Source organism: Pannonibacter sp. CBAS1226, assembly GCF_055685825.1.
This window is the reverse complement of the sequence record NZ_JBVOUO010000007.1, coordinates 227,744-244,776: the sequence shown is the minus strand read 5'-3', so window position 1 is coordinate 244,776 and position 17,033 is coordinate 227,744. Positions and strand designations below refer to the sequence as shown.

The following is a 17,033-nucleotide window of genomic DNA, read 5'->3' as shown; positions in this document are numbered from 1 at the left end:
TGGAGGGTGTTCATGCTTGGTTACATCTTGCGGCGTCTGGCCTGGGCCGTGCCCACGCTGATCTTCGTCTCCTTCATCTCCTTCCTCATCATCCAGCTGCCGCCGGGCGATTTCGTCACGGCCTATGCGGCGCAGCTGCGCAATGGCGGGGAGTACATCACCGAGGCGGAAGAGGCGATGATGCGCGCCCAGTTCGGGCTCAACGATCCGCTGCTGGTGCAATACTGGCGCTGGATCTCCAACATCGTCTTTTACGGCGACTTTGGCCGGTCGCTGGAGTGGAACGCACCCGTCAGCGACCTGATCTGGGACCGCCTCGGGCTGACGCTGCTCATCTCCACCCTCAGCATGATCTTCACCTGGCTCATCGCCATTCCGGTCGGCGTCTATTCCGCCACCCGGCAATATTCCATCTTCGACTATGTGTTCACGGTCTTCGGCTTTCTCGGCAAGGGCGTCCCGGATTTCCTGCTGGCGCTGATCCTGATGTGGACCGCCTTTGTCTGGCTCAACATGGATGTGGGCGGGCTGATCTCGCCGCAGTTCGAAGGAAAGCCCTGGGATCTGGCCAAGATCATCAACCTGCTGGAGCATCTCTGGATTCCGCTGGTGGTGCTCGCAACAGGCGGGGCGGCGGGACTGATCCGCGTCATGCGTGCCAACATGCTGGACGAGTTGCGCAAGCCCTATGTGGAAACCGCCTATGCACAGGGCTTCACCGAGCGCACTGTTGTCTGGCGCTATCCGGTGCGCGTGGCGCTCAACCCCTTCATCTCCACGGTCGGCTGGGCGCTGCCTGCGCTCTTTTCCGGCGACGTGATCACCGCCGTGGTGCTGAACCTGCCCACCACCGGCCCGCTGCTGCTGCAGGCGCTGAAGATGCAGGACATGTATCTCGCCGGCAGTTTCATTCTCATTCTCAGCGTCTTTACCGTCATCGGCACGGTGGTGTCCGACATCCTGCTTGCGCTGTCTGATCCGCGCATCCGGTTTGCATGAGGAGCAAGGCCATATGACCCAGACCCTCGACCAGACGCTGTCGACCACGCCCGCTGAAATGCCGGTCCTGCCCCCGCTTGCCCCGCGCGAGGAGGTGATGGGCGGAGAGCTTTCGACCGCGAAACAATGGACGCTCATCTGGTGGCGTTTCCGCAAGCACAGACTGGCGGTGGCTTCGCTCATCTTCATGGCAGTGCTTGGCGTTCTGGCGCTCTTCGCCGATTTCGTTTCGCCCTACCGGCCGGAGACGATCAGCCGCCTCAACACCTTTGCTCCGCCCAACATGGTGCATATCTTCCATGAAGGCAGCCTGCACCGGCCGTTCATCTACCCGCTGGAGCGCAAGCGCGATCCGGAAACGGCGCGGGTGATCTATCTGCCCAATACGGAAAAGCCGCTGCCCATCCGCTTCTTCGTGGAAGGGGAAAGCTATCACCTGCTCGGGCTCTACGAGACGCGTGTGCATCTCTTTGGCATCGATGACCGCAAGCAGCAGATCAACCTGCTGGGCACCGATTCCCTTGGCCGCGATCTCTTCACCCGGCTTCTCTATGGCGCCCGCGTCACCCTGTCGGCCGGCCTCATCGGCGTTGCCTTCGCCTTCATCCTCGGCCTCGCGCTGGGCTCGATCTCGGGCTACTACGGCGGCTGGCTTGACGCCGGCATCCAGCGGCTGATGGAGTTCATCCGCTCCATCCCGACGATCCCGCTGTGGATGGGCCTGGCGGCGGCGCTGCCGATCGCCTGGGACCCGCTGTTCGTTTATGTGCTCATCACCATCATCCTGTCGCTGATCGGCTGGACGCATCTCGCCCGCGTTGTGCGTGGCCGCTTCTTCTCGCTGAAGACGGAGGACTACGTGCTGGCGGCAAGGCTTGCGGGCGCTTCCGAATACCGGATCGTCACCCGCCACATGCTGCCGGCCATGACCAGCTACATCATTGCGGCCGTCACGCTGGCGATCCCGGAGATGATCCTGGGTGAAACCGCGCTCAGCTTCCTGGGGCTGGGCCTGCGTCCGCCGGTCGTCAGCTGGGGCGTGCTGCTGCAGGACGCCCAAAACCTTCGCACCATTTCCCTGGCCCCCTGGCTTCTGGCCCCGGGTGTTGCGGTCGTGCTCGTTGTCCTCGCCTTCAACTTCATTGGCGACGGCCTGCGCGATGCCGCCGATCCTTACGGCCACTGAGGGGGAGGAGCCATCATGTTTTTCAAGCAGAAAGCCCCAAGGCCCGATCTTGCCCCCATGCCGCCCGAGCGGCTGCTGGAACTGGACAATGTCGGCGTGCATTTCCCCACCCGTGACGGGCTGGTGCGGGCGGTCAACGGCGTCTCCTACCATGTCAACCGGGGCGAGGTGCTGGGCATTGTCGGGGAAAGCGGTTCGGGCAAGTCGGTCACGGCCCGCTCGATCATGCGGCTGCAGCCGCGCAATGCGCTCAATGCCAGCGGCACCATCCGCTTCCGCCGTTCCTCCGGTGAAGAGGTGCTGATTTCTTCCGAAGACCGGCAGAGCCGCACCATGCGCTCCCTGCGCGGCGGCGAAATCGGCATGGTGTTTCAGGAGCCGATGACGGCCCTGTCGCCGGTGCACACCATCGGGACGCAGATCATGCGCACGGTCATGCTGCACAAGAGGGTGTCCAGGGCCGAAGCGCGCAATCAGGCCATCGAGCTGCTGAAGCGCGTGCAGATGCCCCGGCCGGCCGATATCGTCGACCGCTATCCGCATCACCTGTCCGGCGGCATGCGCCAGCGGGCCATGATCGCGCTGGCGCTGGCCTGTGATCCGGCGCTGCTGATTGCCGACGAGCCGACCACGGCACTGGATGTGACCACGGAAGCCCAGATCCTGGAGCTGCTGAAGCGGCTGCAGGAAGAGCTGAACATGGCCATCGTCTTCATCACCCACAACTTCGGTGTGGTGGCCGATATCGCCGACCGGGTGGCGGTGATGTATCTGGGCCGCGTGGTGGAAACCGGCACCGTGGATGAAATCTTCTACGAGCCGAAACACCCCTACACCCAGGCGCTGCTGCAATCGATCCCGCGCCTCGGCAAGAGCCATGGCCGCCGCCTGCGCACCATCTCCGGCATGGTGCCCGACCCCTACAACGTGCCCGGCGGCTGCTCCTTCCATCCGCGCTGCATGCATGGGGTGGCCGGCACTTGCGATGTTACCGTGCCGGAGGATGCCGTCTTTCCCAGCGGCCAGCGCGCCCGCTGCCATTTCGCCGGAACCGCCGGCATTGCGGAGGCTGCCGAATGACCGCCGCACAGGATCTCATCATGGACGAGAACACCCTCATCTCCGTCAGGGGCGTGCGGAAATATTTCCCCGTTTACGAAGGCTGGTTCCGCCGCGAGGTGGGGGCGGTGAAGGCGGTGGATGACATCACCTTTGATATCCGCAAGGGCGAGACCTTTGGCCTTGTGGGCGAAAGCGGCTCGGGCAAGTCCTCCATCGCCCGCCTTATCCTGCGGGCCTATGAGCTGACCGGCGGGGAAATCCTGTTCCGGCGCGGCAATGGCTCCGTGGTGGATATTTCGCGCCTCTCCGACCGGGAGATGCGCGATATCCGCCGCGAAATGCAGATGATCTTTCAGGACCCGTATTCCTCGCTCAACCCGCGCATGACGCTGCTGGAGCTGGTGGGCGAGCCCATGGTGGTGCATGGCGCTGGCTCGGAAAGCGAGATCCGCGACCGGGTGGCGGAACTGTTGCGCCTTGTCGGCCTGCGCCCGGAATATCTGCAGCGCTATCCGCATGCCTTCTCCGGCGGTCAGCGCCAGCGCATCGGCATTGCCCGCGCGCTTGCGCTCAACCCCAGCTTCATCGCGGCGGACGAAGCGGTGTCGGCGCTGGATGTGTCCGTCGCGGCGCAGAACATCAATCTGCTGCAGGACCTGCAGGAGCAACTGGGCCTCACCTATCTCTTCATCACCCATGACCTTGGCATGGTGGAGCATATCTCCGACCGGATCGGCGTCATGTATCTGGGCCGCCTGATGGAGGTTGGCCCGACGGAGGAGATGTTCGCCCGCCCGCTGCATCCCTACACCGAAGCCCTGCTTGCTGCCGTGCCGCAGCCGGACCCGCGCGGCAACCGCACCCGCAAGCGCGTGCCGCTGAAGGGCGAGATCGCCGACGCCATGAATGTGCCTTCCGGCTGTCCGTTCCATCCCCGCTGTCCCTACGCGGATGAAAGCTGCCGAACCACGGTTCCGGCCCTGCGCACGGTGGAGGGTGGCCGCCAGGTGCGCTGCCATCACGCCGAAAGCCTCACCCTGACCGGAGTTCACGGCTGATGCGCGCCCTTCTTGCAGACCTGCCGCTCTCCGGCCTGCCGGAGGATGCGGATCAGGCACCTGACTTTGCCCTTGCCGCCCGCTATCTGCCGGTGCTGCGCCTGGATGATGCCGAACCCTTCCGCCCGCTGGCCGCCGGCTATGCGGTCTACAGGGAGGAGGGGCCTTCGCTGTCCTCGAAATTCATCATCCGCCCGCGCGGGCGCACGGTGATCGAATATGCGATCTGGTACGACTGGGACATTCAGCACCTCTATGACCTCGAGCATGTCTGGGTGCATGTCGAGCAGGATGGCAGCATTGCCAGGGTCGAGGCCTCGCGCCATGGCGCTCGCCGCCTTATGCGGCGTCCAGATGGCGCGCTGCCGGTTGAGGCGGGGCGCCCGGTTCTCTTTCTGGAGCCCGGCAAACATGCCCATTGGGCCGATGACGGCGAGATGCGCCGCAACGCAGGTCCCCTCATTGCCGCCATGTGCGGTGCCTTCGCCGGGGATGGGGGCGTGCACCTCTCCAACCGGTTCTCCGATGCCGGACGCATCTCGGCCTCCCCGCTGAGCTGCCGTCTGGCGCGCCTTGCCCTGAAGCGCATGGCGTTTTCCCCGTCCTGGCAGTTCTCCCGCTGCAGCGACGAGGAAGGCGGCGTGTGCCTCATGCCCTGGTCCATGCTTGATGCCTGGGTGCCGAGGCGGGTGGAGGCGCTCGTTGCCAGTCTGGAAACCCGCGTGCCCCATCTGGCCGCGGTGTTTCTGGATTGCGGCGACACCCTGGTGGACGAGCGCACCGAGGTGAAGATCCCCGGAACGGAAGTGGTCACCAGTGCTGATCTCATTCCCGGCGCTGGCGACATGCTGCACGAACTGGTGCGCAGCGGCTACCGGCTGGCGCTGGTGGCCGATGGCCCGCGCGCGACCTTCGAGAACATTCTGAAGCATCATGGCCTGTGGGACTGCTTTGAGGCTCACATCATCTCCGGCGATATCGGCGAGCTGAAGCCCTCGCCGAAGATGTTCGCTGCCGCCTGTGAAGCCCTGGGGCTTGCCGAGGGCGACCGGGCGCGCACGGTGATGGTGGGCAACAATCTGGAGCGGGACATTCTGGGCGCCAACCGCTTCGGTCTCATCTCCCTCTTTCTCAACTGGTCCACCCGGCGCAGCCACAAGCCCGGCACCCGGGCCGAGCGCCCGATGCTGACCTTCAACCAGATCGGCCGCCTGCCGGATCTCTTGGAGAAGATCGAACTCAGCCTGCCGCTGTCCGGCGAAGGAGAGGATGAATGACCGCGCCCCTTACCGCATCTGCTGCTGCCGGTTTCCCTGTCATGCGAGGTAGCAGTGTCACTGCCTGGGCCATGGGGCCGGTGCATCAGGCTTATTATCCCGGCACGCCGGCGCTGGCCGAGGACCGGGTGCAATACCGCTTCATCAACGGCTTCGTCGATGTGGGCGATCTGCCCTGCCGTGTTGCCCTGTGGGACGAGATCAAGACCCGCAAGGTTGCGCTCGAGCCTTTCGAGGTGGAGGCGCTGAACCTGCCGGGCTTCAACCGCCGGGTGGAGTTCTCCAGCTTCTGGCACCGGCCAACCCGGCTGAAGCGCTGGCTGAAGACCCGGCTGGTGCCTTCGTCGCCTGCGCCCTGCCGCTTCCGCCTTGCCACCTGCGGCGGTGTTACCATCTGGGTGGATGGGGAGAAGGCCGTCTCCTTCGGGCCGTTCCAGCGCAACAGGGAAAGCAGCACGGAAATTGAATTGAACCTCAAGCCGGAAGGCAGTGAGGTGATCGTGCTGACCGAAGAACTGGCCGAACGCGATGCCATCTGGTTCTTCGAGCTGACGCTGCTTTCCGATGCCGCCATTACGGCTGTGCTGCCGGTGGATGTGGCATCTGCCGACATCGCAGCGCTGATGGAGCTGGCCACCTCCGTGCGCCCGGATCCGTTCCACAGCATCACCGGCGAACTGGCGCTTGTCTTTGCCCATGCGCCGGATGTGGATGTGACCATAGCCGCCCGCATCCAGCCCAGCGTGCACATGCGCGACAAGCCGCCGCTGCTGCAATCCTCTGCCGTGCTGCGGAAGGGGGAAACACGGGTGAGCCTGCCGGGAGCGGAAGCGCTGCCCGATGCCTATCATCCGCTGGACCTGACCTTCTCCATCGGCACGGCGCGGGTGGAGCGGCACATCGCCTTTGCCACGCACCGGCTGGAAAAGCTCGACTGGCGCGCCCTGCCGCTTGCTGACCGCAAGCCGAAGGTGCTGGAGTTTCTGGCCAGCCACGGCGAAATGCGCGCCGGGCGGGCCATCGCCCTGCAAGCGGCCGGAAAGCCGGTGGATGATACCTTCCGCGAGATCATCGCCAATACGCTGGAAGCCATCAATGAGCGGCGCGATTGCTCCGACTTCGTGATGGTGCCGCTGCTCTGGCTGGCGGCAGATTACGGCGCGGGCCTGCCGCAGGATCTGCGCGGCGCCATTGATGCCTCGGTGCTGGGCTACCGCTACTGGGTGGATGAACCGGGCAATGACGTGATGTGGTTCTGGAGCGAGAACCACGTGCTGTGCTTCCACGTCTCGCAATATCTCGCCGGACGGCTTTATCCCGATGCCAGTTTCACCTGTTCCGGCCGCAAGGGTGCGGAGCAGGCACGGCTTGGCGAAGAGCGGCTGATGCGCTGGTTCGACAGTGTCGAGGCCCATGGCCTCGCCGAGTGGAACTCTGCCGCCTATTACCCGATCGACTTCATCGGCCTTCTGGCGCTGGAGCATCTGGGCGATGGCCGCATCCGCGAGCGGGCAGCGCAACTGCTGGACCGGCTGTTCCTGATGATCGGCCTGCACACGCTGGGCGGCGTTCCGGCCGGCACGATGGGCCGGGCCTATGACAAGGAACTGCGCGCCGGGCCGCTGACCGAGCTTGCCCCCTTCGCCACTCTCGGCTTTGGCGAGGGCTGGCTGAATGATGGTGTGGCCGCCTTGCCGATGCTGGCGGCAGGCTCATATGCCCCGCCGCAACGTGCGCTTGACGTGGTAAATCCCGCTCCGGGAACGGCGCTGACAGCCCATTACGTGCAGGGCCATGACGAGGCGGCGCGGCTGGCACTCTACAAGTCCGCCCATGTGCAGCTCTCCTCCATGGTGGATGGCGAGCCGGGCCGGAAGGGTCATCAGCAGCATCAGGTGGATCTGCGCTTTGCCGCCCATCCCTTTGCCCGCGCCTGGGTCAATCATCCGGGTGCCGATGATCCCTGGGGCGGCCAGCGTCCGTCCTACTGGGCGGGCAATGGCGTCATGCCCCGCGTTGGCCAGCACGGCAACGCCGCGCTGCTGGTGTTCGATCTGGGCGAGAATCCCCGTATCGGCTTCACCCACGCTTACGTGGAAACCTCTGCCTTTGACGAGGTGCGGCAGGACGGCAATTGGCTGTTCCTGCGCTCGGGCGCAGGCTTTGCCGCGCTCACGGCCAGCGCCCCGCTTGAGGCGGTGACGGAAGGGCCGGGCGCGGGTATCGAGTTCCGCGCCCATGCCAGCCGCTGCGGCTGGGCGGCGCTGATGGGGGAGGCTGCAGGAGAGGCTGATCCCGCTGCTGCCTTTGCCCGCTTCCGCTCCAGCGTTCAGGCTCTCGGCCTCGCCTTTGATGCTGATGTGCTCACCCTGACGCTTTCGGGGGCGGGCCATCCGTCCCTCGCGCTTTCCTGGGGCTCCGGCCTTGTTGTGGATGGCACGGCGATGCCTTTCCCCAACCGCAGTCTCGACCCGCTCATCCGGCAGTTTCCTGCCGTCTCCCATTGATCTGATCCGCCGATTGACAGGACCCCGCCATGTTGATGATCAATCCCGACACCTTGTCCGCGACGCTGTCCCGCGTGGCGGTCGGCCTCGCCCGCCTCAAGGGCATGAACCAGACCGCCGCGATTTCCGAAGATGCCTATGACCTGCAGTTCGAGGAATGGGACTGGGAAGTGGGCGTCGGCATCTACGGTCTCATCCGCCATGCGGAGGCGGTGGGCGACCGGTCGCTGATCGAGGCGATTGCCCGCTGGTATGACTGGCAGATTTCCAAGGGCATCCCGCCGCGCCAGGTCAATTCCTCCTCGCCCATGCTGCCGCTGTCGGTGCTGATCGACCACGTGGACCGGCCGGATTTCGAGGCGCTGGTGAAGGACTGGGCGGACTGGCTGATGACAAGCCTTGCCCGCACCCGCGACGGCGGTTTCCAGCATGTGGTGAAGGAGCGGATGAACGATGGCGAGCTGTGGGACGACACGCTGTTCATGACGTGCCTGTTTCTGGCCCGCGCCGGGCAGCGCTTCGGCCGGCAGGACTGGATCGAGGAAGCCTTCTATCAGTTCCTCGTGCATGAGCGGTTCCTCGCCGATCCGGTCACCGGCCTGTGGTATCACGGCTGGACTTTCAACGGGAACCACAACTTCGCCAAGGCCTTCTGGGCGCGGGGCAATGCCTGGATCACGGTGGCAATTCCGGAGCTGTTCGGCCTCGTCAAGGATATCCCCGGCCATCTGAAGGCGCATCTCACCTTCATTCTGGACGCGCAGGTGCGCACGCTGGCGGCGAACCAGCGCGGCAACGGCATGTTCTGCACGCTGGTGCTGGACCCGCAGTCGCCGGAGGAAACCTCGGCCACTGCCGCCATCGCTTATGGCATCCTGCGCGGCATCGACCTTGGCCTGCTGCCGCAGGATTACCGTCCGGTGGCCGACCGGGCACTGGCGGCGGTGCTGGAGCGGATCGATGACAGCGGTATCGTGCTGCAGGTGTCGGATGGAACGCCCATGGGCCACACGCTGGACTTCTACCGTCAGATCCCCAACGTGCCCGCCCCTTACGGTCAGGCCCTCGTCATGCTGCTGCTCGTCCGGGCTCTGGCCGAGGGACGAGGCTGACAGCTTCGGGAAAGGGCCCGCCGTTTTAGCGGGGCTTGTATGGGCGGGACGGGTGCAGTACCGCTTGTCCCGTTCACGCCAGTTGACCGGAGACGCCCCATGACCGAAGCCCCGCTTGTTGCCCTGACCGGTGCCACTGGTTTTGTCGGTCAGTATCTGGCTGCCGATCTCATCCGCCGGGGTTTCCGCCTGCGGCTGCTGCTGCGCCGTCCGGTGGAAGATGCTGTAAGCGCGGATCAGGAATTCATCGGTGACCTTGCCCGTCCGCGCAATCTCGATCAGGCGATGCGGGATGTGGACTTTGTGGTCCATTCCGCCGGCATCGCCCATGCCATGTCGGGCCGTCCCGAGGATGACTACCGGGCTGTGAACCGGGACGCGACGGCGGAACTGGCGCAGGCTGCCCGCAAGGCTGGCGTGAAGCGCTTCGTGTTCCTGTCCTCCATCCGTGCCCAGTCCGGCCCCTCGGCCGATCACGTGCTGACGGAAGCAGATGCCGCGCAGCCCACCGATGCCTATGGCCGCTCGAAGCTGGAGGCCGAGGCCGCGATTGCCGAAGCCGGAATGCCTTACGCCGCGCTGCGGCCGGTGCTGGTGCATGGGCCGGGCGCGAGGGGCAATCTGGAGGCGCTGTTTGCGCTGGCCTGCAAGCCCGTGCCGCTGCCTTTCGGGCTTTTCACCGGCAAGCGCTCGCTGATTTCGCTGGCCAATCTGGCCGGTGCGGTGGACTGCGTGATGCGGCTGCCGGAAGCCCCCAACCGCCCGCTGATCGTGGCAGACCCGGAGCCGGTGACGCTCGCCGGGATCATCGCGGCCTACCGGCGCGGCCTTGGCCGCAGGCCGGGTCTTCTGCCGGTGCCGCCCGCCCTGCTGGAGTTGGGGCTGAAACTGGCAGGCAAGGGCGAGATGGCCGAACGGCTGAGCGGCTCGCTTGCCGCCAGCCCGGCCGCGCTGATGGCGCTGGGCTGGGTGCCCGCCGAGACGACGCTGGAAGCACTTGAGGCGCTGGGCGCTCAGGACCGGCGCATTGCGGAAGCCGGCAAGCCGGTCTCCTGAACCAGCTTGCCATTTTCCAGAAGATAGCTTGCGCTGCACAGATGCTGCCGCAGGCCCTGCTTGTGGCTGATGATCAGGAGGGTCAGACCTCGCTGTCTCGCCAGAGGCAAAAGCGCCTGCCACAGGGCATCCTCCGACAGCGCGTCCAGCCGGGCCGTCACCTCGTCGAGGATCAGCACGCGGGTGGCAGGAAGGATCAGCCGTGCCAGCGACACACGGGTCAGTTCCCCGCCCGAAACTTCCCCCGCGTGGCGTGTTTCCCAGGCCGGATCAATCCCGAGGGCGGCTAGAACCTCTGCATCAGGCTCCCCGCCGTTGCGCAGGATATCGCCGATGCGCCAGCGCGGATCGACGGCAAGCTCCGCCATCTGCGGCACATATTGCACCGGGTGCGGGCGTCCCGCGCGTAATGGGGGCAGGGCACCGCCGTTGAGACGCACGGCGCCTTCTGCTGGCGCGATAAGCCCGGCAAGACAGCGGCCGAGGCTGGTCTTGCCTGCCCCCGATGGCCCGCCAAGGCCGGTCACGCTGCCCGGCTCAAGCGTCAGGCTCACACCGTCCAGCACCTGCTTCTGCCCGAGTTTCAGGCGCAGCCTTTCCGCGCTCAGCATGTGCCGTAGATCTCCTGCGCCCGCCACAGGGCGCGTGTGTAGGGGGCGGAAAGGGCCGATCCTTCGCTGGCAAAGCAACCTGCCTCTGCCGTCTCGACGATGGCGCCATCCTGCATCACGGTGATGCGCCGGGCAATGGCGGCAAGGCGTTTCAGATCGTGGCTGATCACCAGCAGGCCCTGGCCCTTCTGGGCAAGACTGGCAATCAGCGCCATGATGCGGTCCGCATTGTCCGGGTCGAGCCCGCTGGTGGGCTCGTCTGCAATGATGAAGTCTGCGCCTGAAGCAAGCGCACTGGCCAGCAGCACGCGCTTGGCCATGCCGCCGGACAGTTCGTGCGGGAAGGCATGGGCCACCTCCGGCTCAAGCCCCACGTCTGCCAGAAGTTTCGCAGCGTCCACCGCCCGGCCAAATGGCTTGCCGAAGCGGGTGAGTTGCGGGCCGGTGCGGGCGAGCGGATCCAGGGCGTCGATGGTCTGCGGCGCAAGGGCGAGCGATCCGGGGTGCGGCTTCTGGCCGTCCACGGTCACATGGCCGCCTGTGATGGCATTGCCCGGCAGCAGGCCCATCAGCGCCTCAGCCACAAGGCTCTTGCCTGCCCCCGATGCGCCCGCAAGCCCGGCCACTTCGCCGCGTTCGACAGTGAGGCTCAGGCCCTTGAGCGCCTGCACGGACTGGCCGTCCGCACTGGGGAAGCTGACCGTCAGGTTGATGACCGAAAGGCTCATGCGATATCCACCGCACGCGGGTCTGCCGCTTTGCGCAGGCGCTCGCCCAGAAGCTCAAAACACAGCGCCACCAGCATCAGGGCAAGACCGGGACCGGCGGCGATCCACCATTTTCCGGCCATCAGCCCGCGCAGGGATTCCGACAGCATCATGCCGATGGAGGGCAGGTGCGGCTCGATGCCAAGGCCGATGAAGCTGAGGCCCGCCTCATGCAGGATGGCATGCGGGAAGATCAGCACGAAACCGGCGGCGAGCTGCGGCAGCAGGTGCGGCACCAGATGCCGGCGGGCGATCCAGCCGGGGGAACGGCCAAGGGCGCGGGAGATCATCACATAGTCCGAGGTCAGCACCGTCTGCGCCTCATGCCGCAGCACGCGGGACAGGCGTGGCCAGTGGGTGAGGGAAACCGCAATGATCACACCCGTTGTGCCGCCGCCTGCGGCATAGCAGATGAGGATCAGCAGCACGAAATGCGGCAGGCCGAGTGCCAGTTCCGTCACCCCACCCAGCAGCCGGTCGGCGCGCCGGTCGAGACTTGCGGCAAGACCGATGGCGAGCGCGATCAGCGTTGAAAGGGCCGCAGAAAAGAAGCCCACCCAGATGCTGCGGCCAAGGGCGGAGAGCGTGCGTGCGGCCATGTCCCGGCCCAGAAGATCGGTGCCCATGGGATGGGCCAGCGAGGGGGCCAGGCCGCGTACTGCCGGGTTCACCGCATACCAGCTTTCCGGAACCAGCGGCGCAGCAAGGCCGATGGCGGCGATGAGCCCAAGCGCGGCCAGCCCCAGCAGGGCAACGCGCTTCTGCGGATTGCTGCGCGGGCGGGCAGGCAGCACCTGCGCAGGGGCGGCGTCACTTGTATGGGCAAGGCTCATGCGGCCTCCTTCCGGGCAAGGCGCGGGTCGAGCAGTCTTGCGGCAATGTCGGCGGCAAGGTTTCCGGCAAAGACGAACAGCAGCGTGGCAAGGCCGATGCCGATCAGCAGCGGCGCATCCGCGCCTGTGGCAGCCCGGACGGTTGCCTGCCCGAGGCCCGGCCATGCAAAGACGGTTTCGGCCAGCACGGAACCGCCGAACAACTCGCCCGCACCCGTCAGATGCACGGTGAGCGCACAGCCGAGAGCGTGGCGCAGGCCCGGCCCGAAGGCCAGCGGCAGGCTCGCCCAGCCATGGGCGGTCAGATGCCGCCCGGCGGGGCTGTCGAGAAAGGCAATCATGCTCTGGCGTGTGTGCAGGATCAGCGGCGCAATGCCGACGATGGAGAGCGAGATAGCCGGCAGGATCATGTGCCACAACCGCTGGCTCAGGGTGGCTTCATCGGCCTGCAGCCCCGGCGGCGCGGCGCAGCAGGCAGGCAGCCAGTTGAGGCCCACGGCAAACACGGCGACCAGCAGCAACGCCACCCAGAAGCCGGGGCTGGAGGCGAGCATCACCGAAAAGCCCCGGATGATCCGGTCCGGCCAGCGCCCGCGCGTGGCCGCCGCCACCGTGCCAAGGCCAAGACCGAGCACGAAGGAAAAGGCAAAGGCCGCCCCAATCAGCGCCAGCGAGGCGGGAAACCGGTCGCGGATGATCTCGAGCACCGGTGCATTGTAGGTGATGGAATTGCCGAAGTCGCCGGAGAGCGCGTTGCCGGCCCAGCGGAGAAACCGCTCGGCAAAGGGATCATTCAGGCCCCAGGCCGCCGCAATCGCCTCGCGCTGCTCCGGCCCCACCTGCATCATCTTCGCGCCGACAAAGCTCTGCACCGGGTCGATGGGCGCCAGCGAGACCAGCGCAAACAGCCCAAAGGCCCCCACCGGCACCATCCAAGCTAGCCGGATCAAGCGGTCACGCAGCAAAGGCAGCAGCCAGTCAGTCATGATGGCTGCCTTCCTTTGCCAGGTGTGCGGGGGCGCGTCCGTTGCGGACAGCTAAACGCAGTGATGCATCAGTATGGCCGCAGAACGCCGCCGCCCCCCTCCCCCTGGTGGGGAGGGGTGAGGGGTGGGGGGCTCTGAGCCTGCGGTCATCTGTAAGGTGGATGTTCTTCTGAAGAGAGATAGAGAGATATGGCTGCCGGAGAACAATGGATACTCTGCCTGCCGGCACGTCCTTTCCCCCCACCCCTAACCCCTCCCCACGAGGGGGAGGGGGGCTGAAAGGCCGTGCCGGGGCGGCCTGATTGCAGGCATTTCCTGCGCGTTGACCGGCTTCAAACATGATCTGTGAAACCGGCAGCTCAAGAGCGGAGAGGAGATGCAGGTCCCCGGAACGTTCAGCCCTCACTGGCATGTCCAGCGCCAGTCTTCGAGGTTGCGGGTGATGGGGAAGCCGTGGCCGTGGGGCTGGACCTGCTGGCGGCCGGTGTCGAGGCAGTCCGACACCCAGTAGGAATGCTCCAGATTGACGAGCCAGGCCCATGCGGCATCGCCTTTGGAGCCGAAGCCGGTGGCGCCGTCCCATTGCGCCGCATGCCAGAAGGGCAGGGAGGCTTCGAAGCTTTCTGCGCCTTCAGCCTTGGCAAAGGCGGCATCAACGGCTGGGTTGTTGTAATAGCCCGGATTGTAATAGCCCGCGCCCGCATAGCGGCTGCCGTTGAGCCGGACCATTTCCGCCGGGCTGTGCGAGCCGAAGCCGAAGAGCACGGCGTTGGCATGCATCATGGTGCGGATTTCGGTCCAGCTCTTGCCTTGCGGGGTGATGCGGATGCCGATCGCTTTCGCCTGTTCCACGACGCCAAGCGTCAGTGCCTGCCGGGTGGAATCGGACGCCGGATAAAGCAGGGTGAAGGCCGCATCCGTGCCGTCCTTTTCGAGAACGCCATCGCCGTTGCTGTCGCGCCAGCCGCCTGCGGCCAACGTGGCGCGGGCCGCTTCACTATCGCCGCCCTTCACATTCGCATCTGCATTGTCCCAGGGCAGGCCGTCAGCCGGACCATAGGCGGGCCGTCCATGGCCAGAGAGGGCGAGATCCACCAGCGCCTGCCGGTCCAGCGCCTCGTTCAGCGCCGTGCGGATGGCCTTGTCCGAGGTCACGCTGTTGCCGATCGGATAGCCTTCATCCGTCTTCGCGCCTGTTTCCGGCACCATCGGGAACATGACGCCACGATTGTCGACGGTTTTCACGTGGAGGCTCTTCATGCCTTGCGGCGTCTCGTCCACCAGCGAGGAAGGTACGGCCACGAGCTGGGCGGCGCCCGTGCGGGCGAGGCTGACGGCAGCATCTTCCGAGCCGAAGACGAAGCTGACGCGGGAGAAGCCGGGCTTCGTGCCATGCCAATGCGGGTTCGGTTCCACCACCAGCTGTTCGCCTTCGCGCCATTCGAGCAGCTGGAAGGGGCCGGAGCCGATAGGCTTGCGGGCATAGTCCGGGCCATAGGAGGCTTTCGGCACGATGCCGAGGCTGGCAAGGCGGCTGGTGAAGGTGATCTGCGGTTCCTTCAGCTCGATTTCCAGCGTGTAGGGGCCAGTGGCGCGCGCCTCGCGCAGATTGGTGAGATCCACCACGCCGCCTGCATCACGCGCCGTGTTGTAGGTGAAGGCTGCATCTTCCGCCGTCAGCCCGGTGCCGTCAGAGAATTTTGCATCCTCGCGCAGGGTCAGTGTCCAGGTCTTGCGGTCATCCGAAAGGGTCCATGCGGTTGCCAGATCACCAACGAGGTTCAGATCCGTGTCGAGCTTCAGCAAGGTGGACTGGAACAGTGGATTGCCGTAGGAGCCCCAGCCGGTGATAGGGTCAAAACCGGTTTCCGGCTCGCCTCCCACGGCCAGCACCAGCGCCGGGGGGGCGGGCTGCGCCGTCACGCTGGCGGCGGCAAGCAGCCCGAATGCAAGGGCGGAGGCGGTGGCAAAAAGGCGGCTGCGCAGATGCATGGGGCGGTCGTCCTGATGAGTATGAAATTCATTTTGTTTTTTCATACTGCATCTGGCGGCAATCCGATGCAAGTCTCTTGGCAGGGCCGCCTTGCCCAAATTGGCGGCATGGTTGAACACGAGGCGGAGACACAGGGCCCATGCAGCGGATCACGATCAGCATCGAGGATGATCTTCTGGACGAGCTGGATGCCTTCATGGCGCGTTCGGGTGCGACCAACCGCTCCGAAGCCCTGCGTGATCTTCTGCGGCGCGGGCTGGCGCGCAAGGCCTCGGGCAATGCGCAATGCGTCGGCGTGCTCAGCTATACGGTGGATCTGTCGATGCGCGACCTTGGCCGCCGGGTGCCCCAGTCCCGGCACGAGCATCACCACATGGCTGTTGCCGCGCTGTCCGTGCCGCTGGACCACACGGTGGCGGTGGAAGTGGCGGTGATGCGCGGGCCGGTGGAGACGGTCGAGAACTACGCCAATGGCCTCTTCACCGAGCGGGGGGTACGCCATGGTGCGCTGTCGCTGGTGCCGGTCAGCGAGGAAGAGGAGGTGCATCAGCATGGCGATGGCGCCAGCCACAGCCATATGCACCTCAAGGTGCGCGACAGTTTCTGAGGTCAGTCTGCGTCATTCCCGGCGGCAAAGTCAGCTGGCCGCGCGGCGATGAGATCGCGCAGCAGCGGATTGGGGAAGCGGCGGGACAGGGTGACCGCATAGAAGCTTTCTGTCAGTCCCTCCAGCCGGTCGATTTCCCGCAAGAGGCCGCTGGCCAGTTCGTCCCGCACCACGATGGGCGGCATGATGGCAAGGCCAAGCCCCTCGCGGGCGAGAAGACGCATCATCGCCATGTCATCCACTTCGGCGGCAATCTGCGGGCTGACATCAAGTCTTGCAGCCAGTGCATCGAAGCCGGTGCGCACGCTGCTGTCCCGCGTCGGCAGGATCAGCGGGGCGCTGGCAAGGTATTGGCCAAGGCTGAGGCCCGCCGTGAGTGCATCCGGCCGGCCGATGAGGCTGACGGGCTGTTCGGCCAGCTTGTGGGCAACGAAGGGCAGATCCGCGTTGTTCTCTGGCGGGCGCGTCAGAAGCACAACGTCAAGGTTCAGCGTTTCCAGCTGATGCAGCAATTCCGCCGGCGAGCCGGAGCGCAGCACCACTTCCACATCCGCCCGCCCCAGCACCGGGCGCAGGAATGCAATCTGGAAGTTGCGCGACAGCGTTGCCATGCCGCCCACCCGCAGCACCTGCCGGGTGGTGCCGGTCTGGCGCAGGGTGGCGATCAGCTCTTCTCCGGCGGAGAAGATGGCATCGGCATGATCCAGTGCGATCCGTCCGGCCTCGGTCAGATGCAGCTGGCGGCCCCGCCGCTCGAACAGGGCATGGCCCAGCCGCTCCTCCAGCTGGCGGATCTGTACGGACAGGGCCGACTGCGACAGGTTCAGCCGCTCCGCCGTGCGGGTCAGATTGCCATCATGGGCCACGGCCCGGAAATAGCGCAGGTGATGATAGTTCAGGTCAGGCATAGTTCTATTTTATAGAACGAAAACGCACAAACAATGTATTTTTATTGGGTTTGGTGGGCTGATACCAACTG

General features: G+C 65.6%; 15 protein-coding genes. 9 read left to right on the top strand and 6 right to left on the bottom strand.

Annotated elements, in window-relative coordinates; translation table 11 throughout:
• Nucleotides 1–12: 12 nt before the first annotated feature.
• From AC0CMF_RS19460 to AC0CMF_RS19425, 8 genes are all read left to right on the top strand, one after another.
• Nucleotides 13–999, top strand: a complete 987-nt coding sequence (locus AC0CMF_RS19460) for an ABC transporter permease (RefSeq protein ID WP_050472530.1) — start codon at nucleotides 13–15, stop codon at nucleotides 997–999.
• Between the two features lie 58 nt (nucleotides 1,000–1,057).
• A complete protein-coding gene (locus tag AC0CMF_RS19455) occupies nucleotides 1,058–2,185 on the top strand; it encodes an ABC transporter permease (protein ID WP_186391835.1) in 1,128 nt (375 codons plus the stop codon).
• Between the two features lie 15 nt (nucleotides 2,186–2,200).
• Entirely contained in the window at nucleotides 2,201–3,265 is a 1,065-nt protein-coding gene (locus AC0CMF_RS19450; RefSeq protein ID WP_374630183.1) for an ABC transporter ATP-binding protein, read from the top strand.
• Nucleotides 3,262–4,305 (top strand): ABC transporter ATP-binding protein, encoded by a 1,044-nt coding sequence (locus AC0CMF_RS19445; RefSeq protein ID WP_374630184.1) that lies wholly within the window; start codon nucleotides 3,262–3,264, stop codon nucleotides 4,303–4,305. The genes AC0CMF_RS19450 and AC0CMF_RS19445 overlap by 4 nt, the downstream gene beginning before the upstream one ends.
• Nucleotides 4,305–5,582, top strand: coding sequence for an HAD family hydrolase (locus AC0CMF_RS19440; protein ID WP_374630185.1), 1,278 nt, complete (start codon nucleotides 4,305–4,307; stop codon nucleotides 5,580–5,582). Before AC0CMF_RS19445 ends, AC0CMF_RS19440 begins: the two co-directional genes overlap by 1 nt.
• Nucleotides 5,579–8,089, top strand: coding sequence for a hypothetical protein (locus AC0CMF_RS19435; protein ID WP_374630186.1), 2,511 nt, complete (start codon nucleotides 5,579–5,581; stop codon nucleotides 8,087–8,089). Before AC0CMF_RS19440 ends, AC0CMF_RS19435 begins: the two co-directional genes overlap by 4 nt.
• A gap of 35 nt (nucleotides 8,090–8,124) precedes the next feature.
• Entirely contained in the window at nucleotides 8,125–9,201 is a 1,077-nt protein-coding gene (gene bglB, locus AC0CMF_RS19430; protein ID WP_374630206.1) for a beta-galactosidase BglB, read from the top strand.
• A gap of 99 nt (nucleotides 9,202–9,300) precedes the next feature.
• Entirely contained in the window at nucleotides 9,301–10,257 is a 957-nt protein-coding gene (locus AC0CMF_RS19425; RefSeq protein ID WP_374630187.1) for an NAD-dependent epimerase/dehydratase family protein, read from the top strand.
• Here the strand turns inward: AC0CMF_RS19425 and AC0CMF_RS19420 are convergent.
• The 5 genes from AC0CMF_RS19420 to AC0CMF_RS19400 form a co-directional block, all read right to left on the bottom strand.
• Complete coding sequence (locus tag AC0CMF_RS19420) at nucleotides 10,215–10,868, bottom strand: ATP-binding cassette domain-containing protein (RefSeq protein WP_374630188.1); 654 nt, start codon at nucleotides 10,866–10,868, stop codon at nucleotides 10,215–10,217. The genes AC0CMF_RS19425 and AC0CMF_RS19420 overlap by 43 nt on opposite strands.
• Nucleotides 10,862–11,596 carry an ATP-binding cassette domain-containing protein gene (locus tag AC0CMF_RS19415; RefSeq protein WP_374630189.1) on the bottom strand — a complete coding sequence of 245 codons (735 nt, stop codon included), beginning with the start codon at nucleotides 11,594–11,596 and terminating at the stop codon, nucleotides 10,862–10,864. The genes AC0CMF_RS19420 and AC0CMF_RS19415 overlap by 7 nt, the downstream gene beginning before the upstream one ends.
• On the bottom strand, nucleotides 11,593–12,468 hold the full coding sequence (locus tag AC0CMF_RS19410) for an ABC transporter permease (RefSeq protein WP_374630190.1): 876 nt from the start codon (nucleotides 12,466–12,468) through the stop codon (nucleotides 11,593–11,595). The genes AC0CMF_RS19415 and AC0CMF_RS19410 overlap by 4 nt, the downstream gene beginning before the upstream one ends.
• Nucleotides 12,465–13,454, bottom strand: a complete 990-nt coding sequence (locus AC0CMF_RS19405) for an ABC transporter permease (RefSeq protein ID WP_374630191.1) — start codon at nucleotides 13,452–13,454, stop codon at nucleotides 12,465–12,467. The genes AC0CMF_RS19410 and AC0CMF_RS19405 overlap by 4 nt, the downstream gene beginning before the upstream one ends.
• Before the next feature lie 402 nt (nucleotides 13,455–13,856).
• Complete coding sequence (locus tag AC0CMF_RS19400; protein WP_472482428.1) at nucleotides 13,857–15,446, bottom strand: ABC transporter substrate-binding protein; 1,590 nt, start codon at nucleotides 15,444–15,446, stop codon at nucleotides 13,857–13,859.
• A gap of 140 nt (nucleotides 15,447–15,586) precedes the next feature.
• Here AC0CMF_RS19400 and nikR point away from each other — a divergent pair, with 140 nt between their 5' ends.
• On the top strand, nucleotides 15,587–16,054 hold the full coding sequence (gene nikR, locus AC0CMF_RS19395; protein WP_472482427.1) for a nickel-responsive transcriptional regulator NikR: 468 nt from the start codon (nucleotides 15,587–15,589) through the stop codon (nucleotides 16,052–16,054).
• Between the two features lie 2 nt (nucleotides 16,055–16,056).
• On the opposite strand, the gene AC0CMF_RS19390 is transcribed toward nikR, so the two are convergent.
• Nucleotides 16,057–16,962 (bottom strand): LysR family transcriptional regulator, encoded by a 906-nt coding sequence (locus AC0CMF_RS19390; RefSeq protein ID WP_472482426.1) that lies wholly within the window; start codon nucleotides 16,960–16,962, stop codon nucleotides 16,057–16,059.
• Nucleotides 16,963–17,033: the final 71 nt, after the last annotated feature.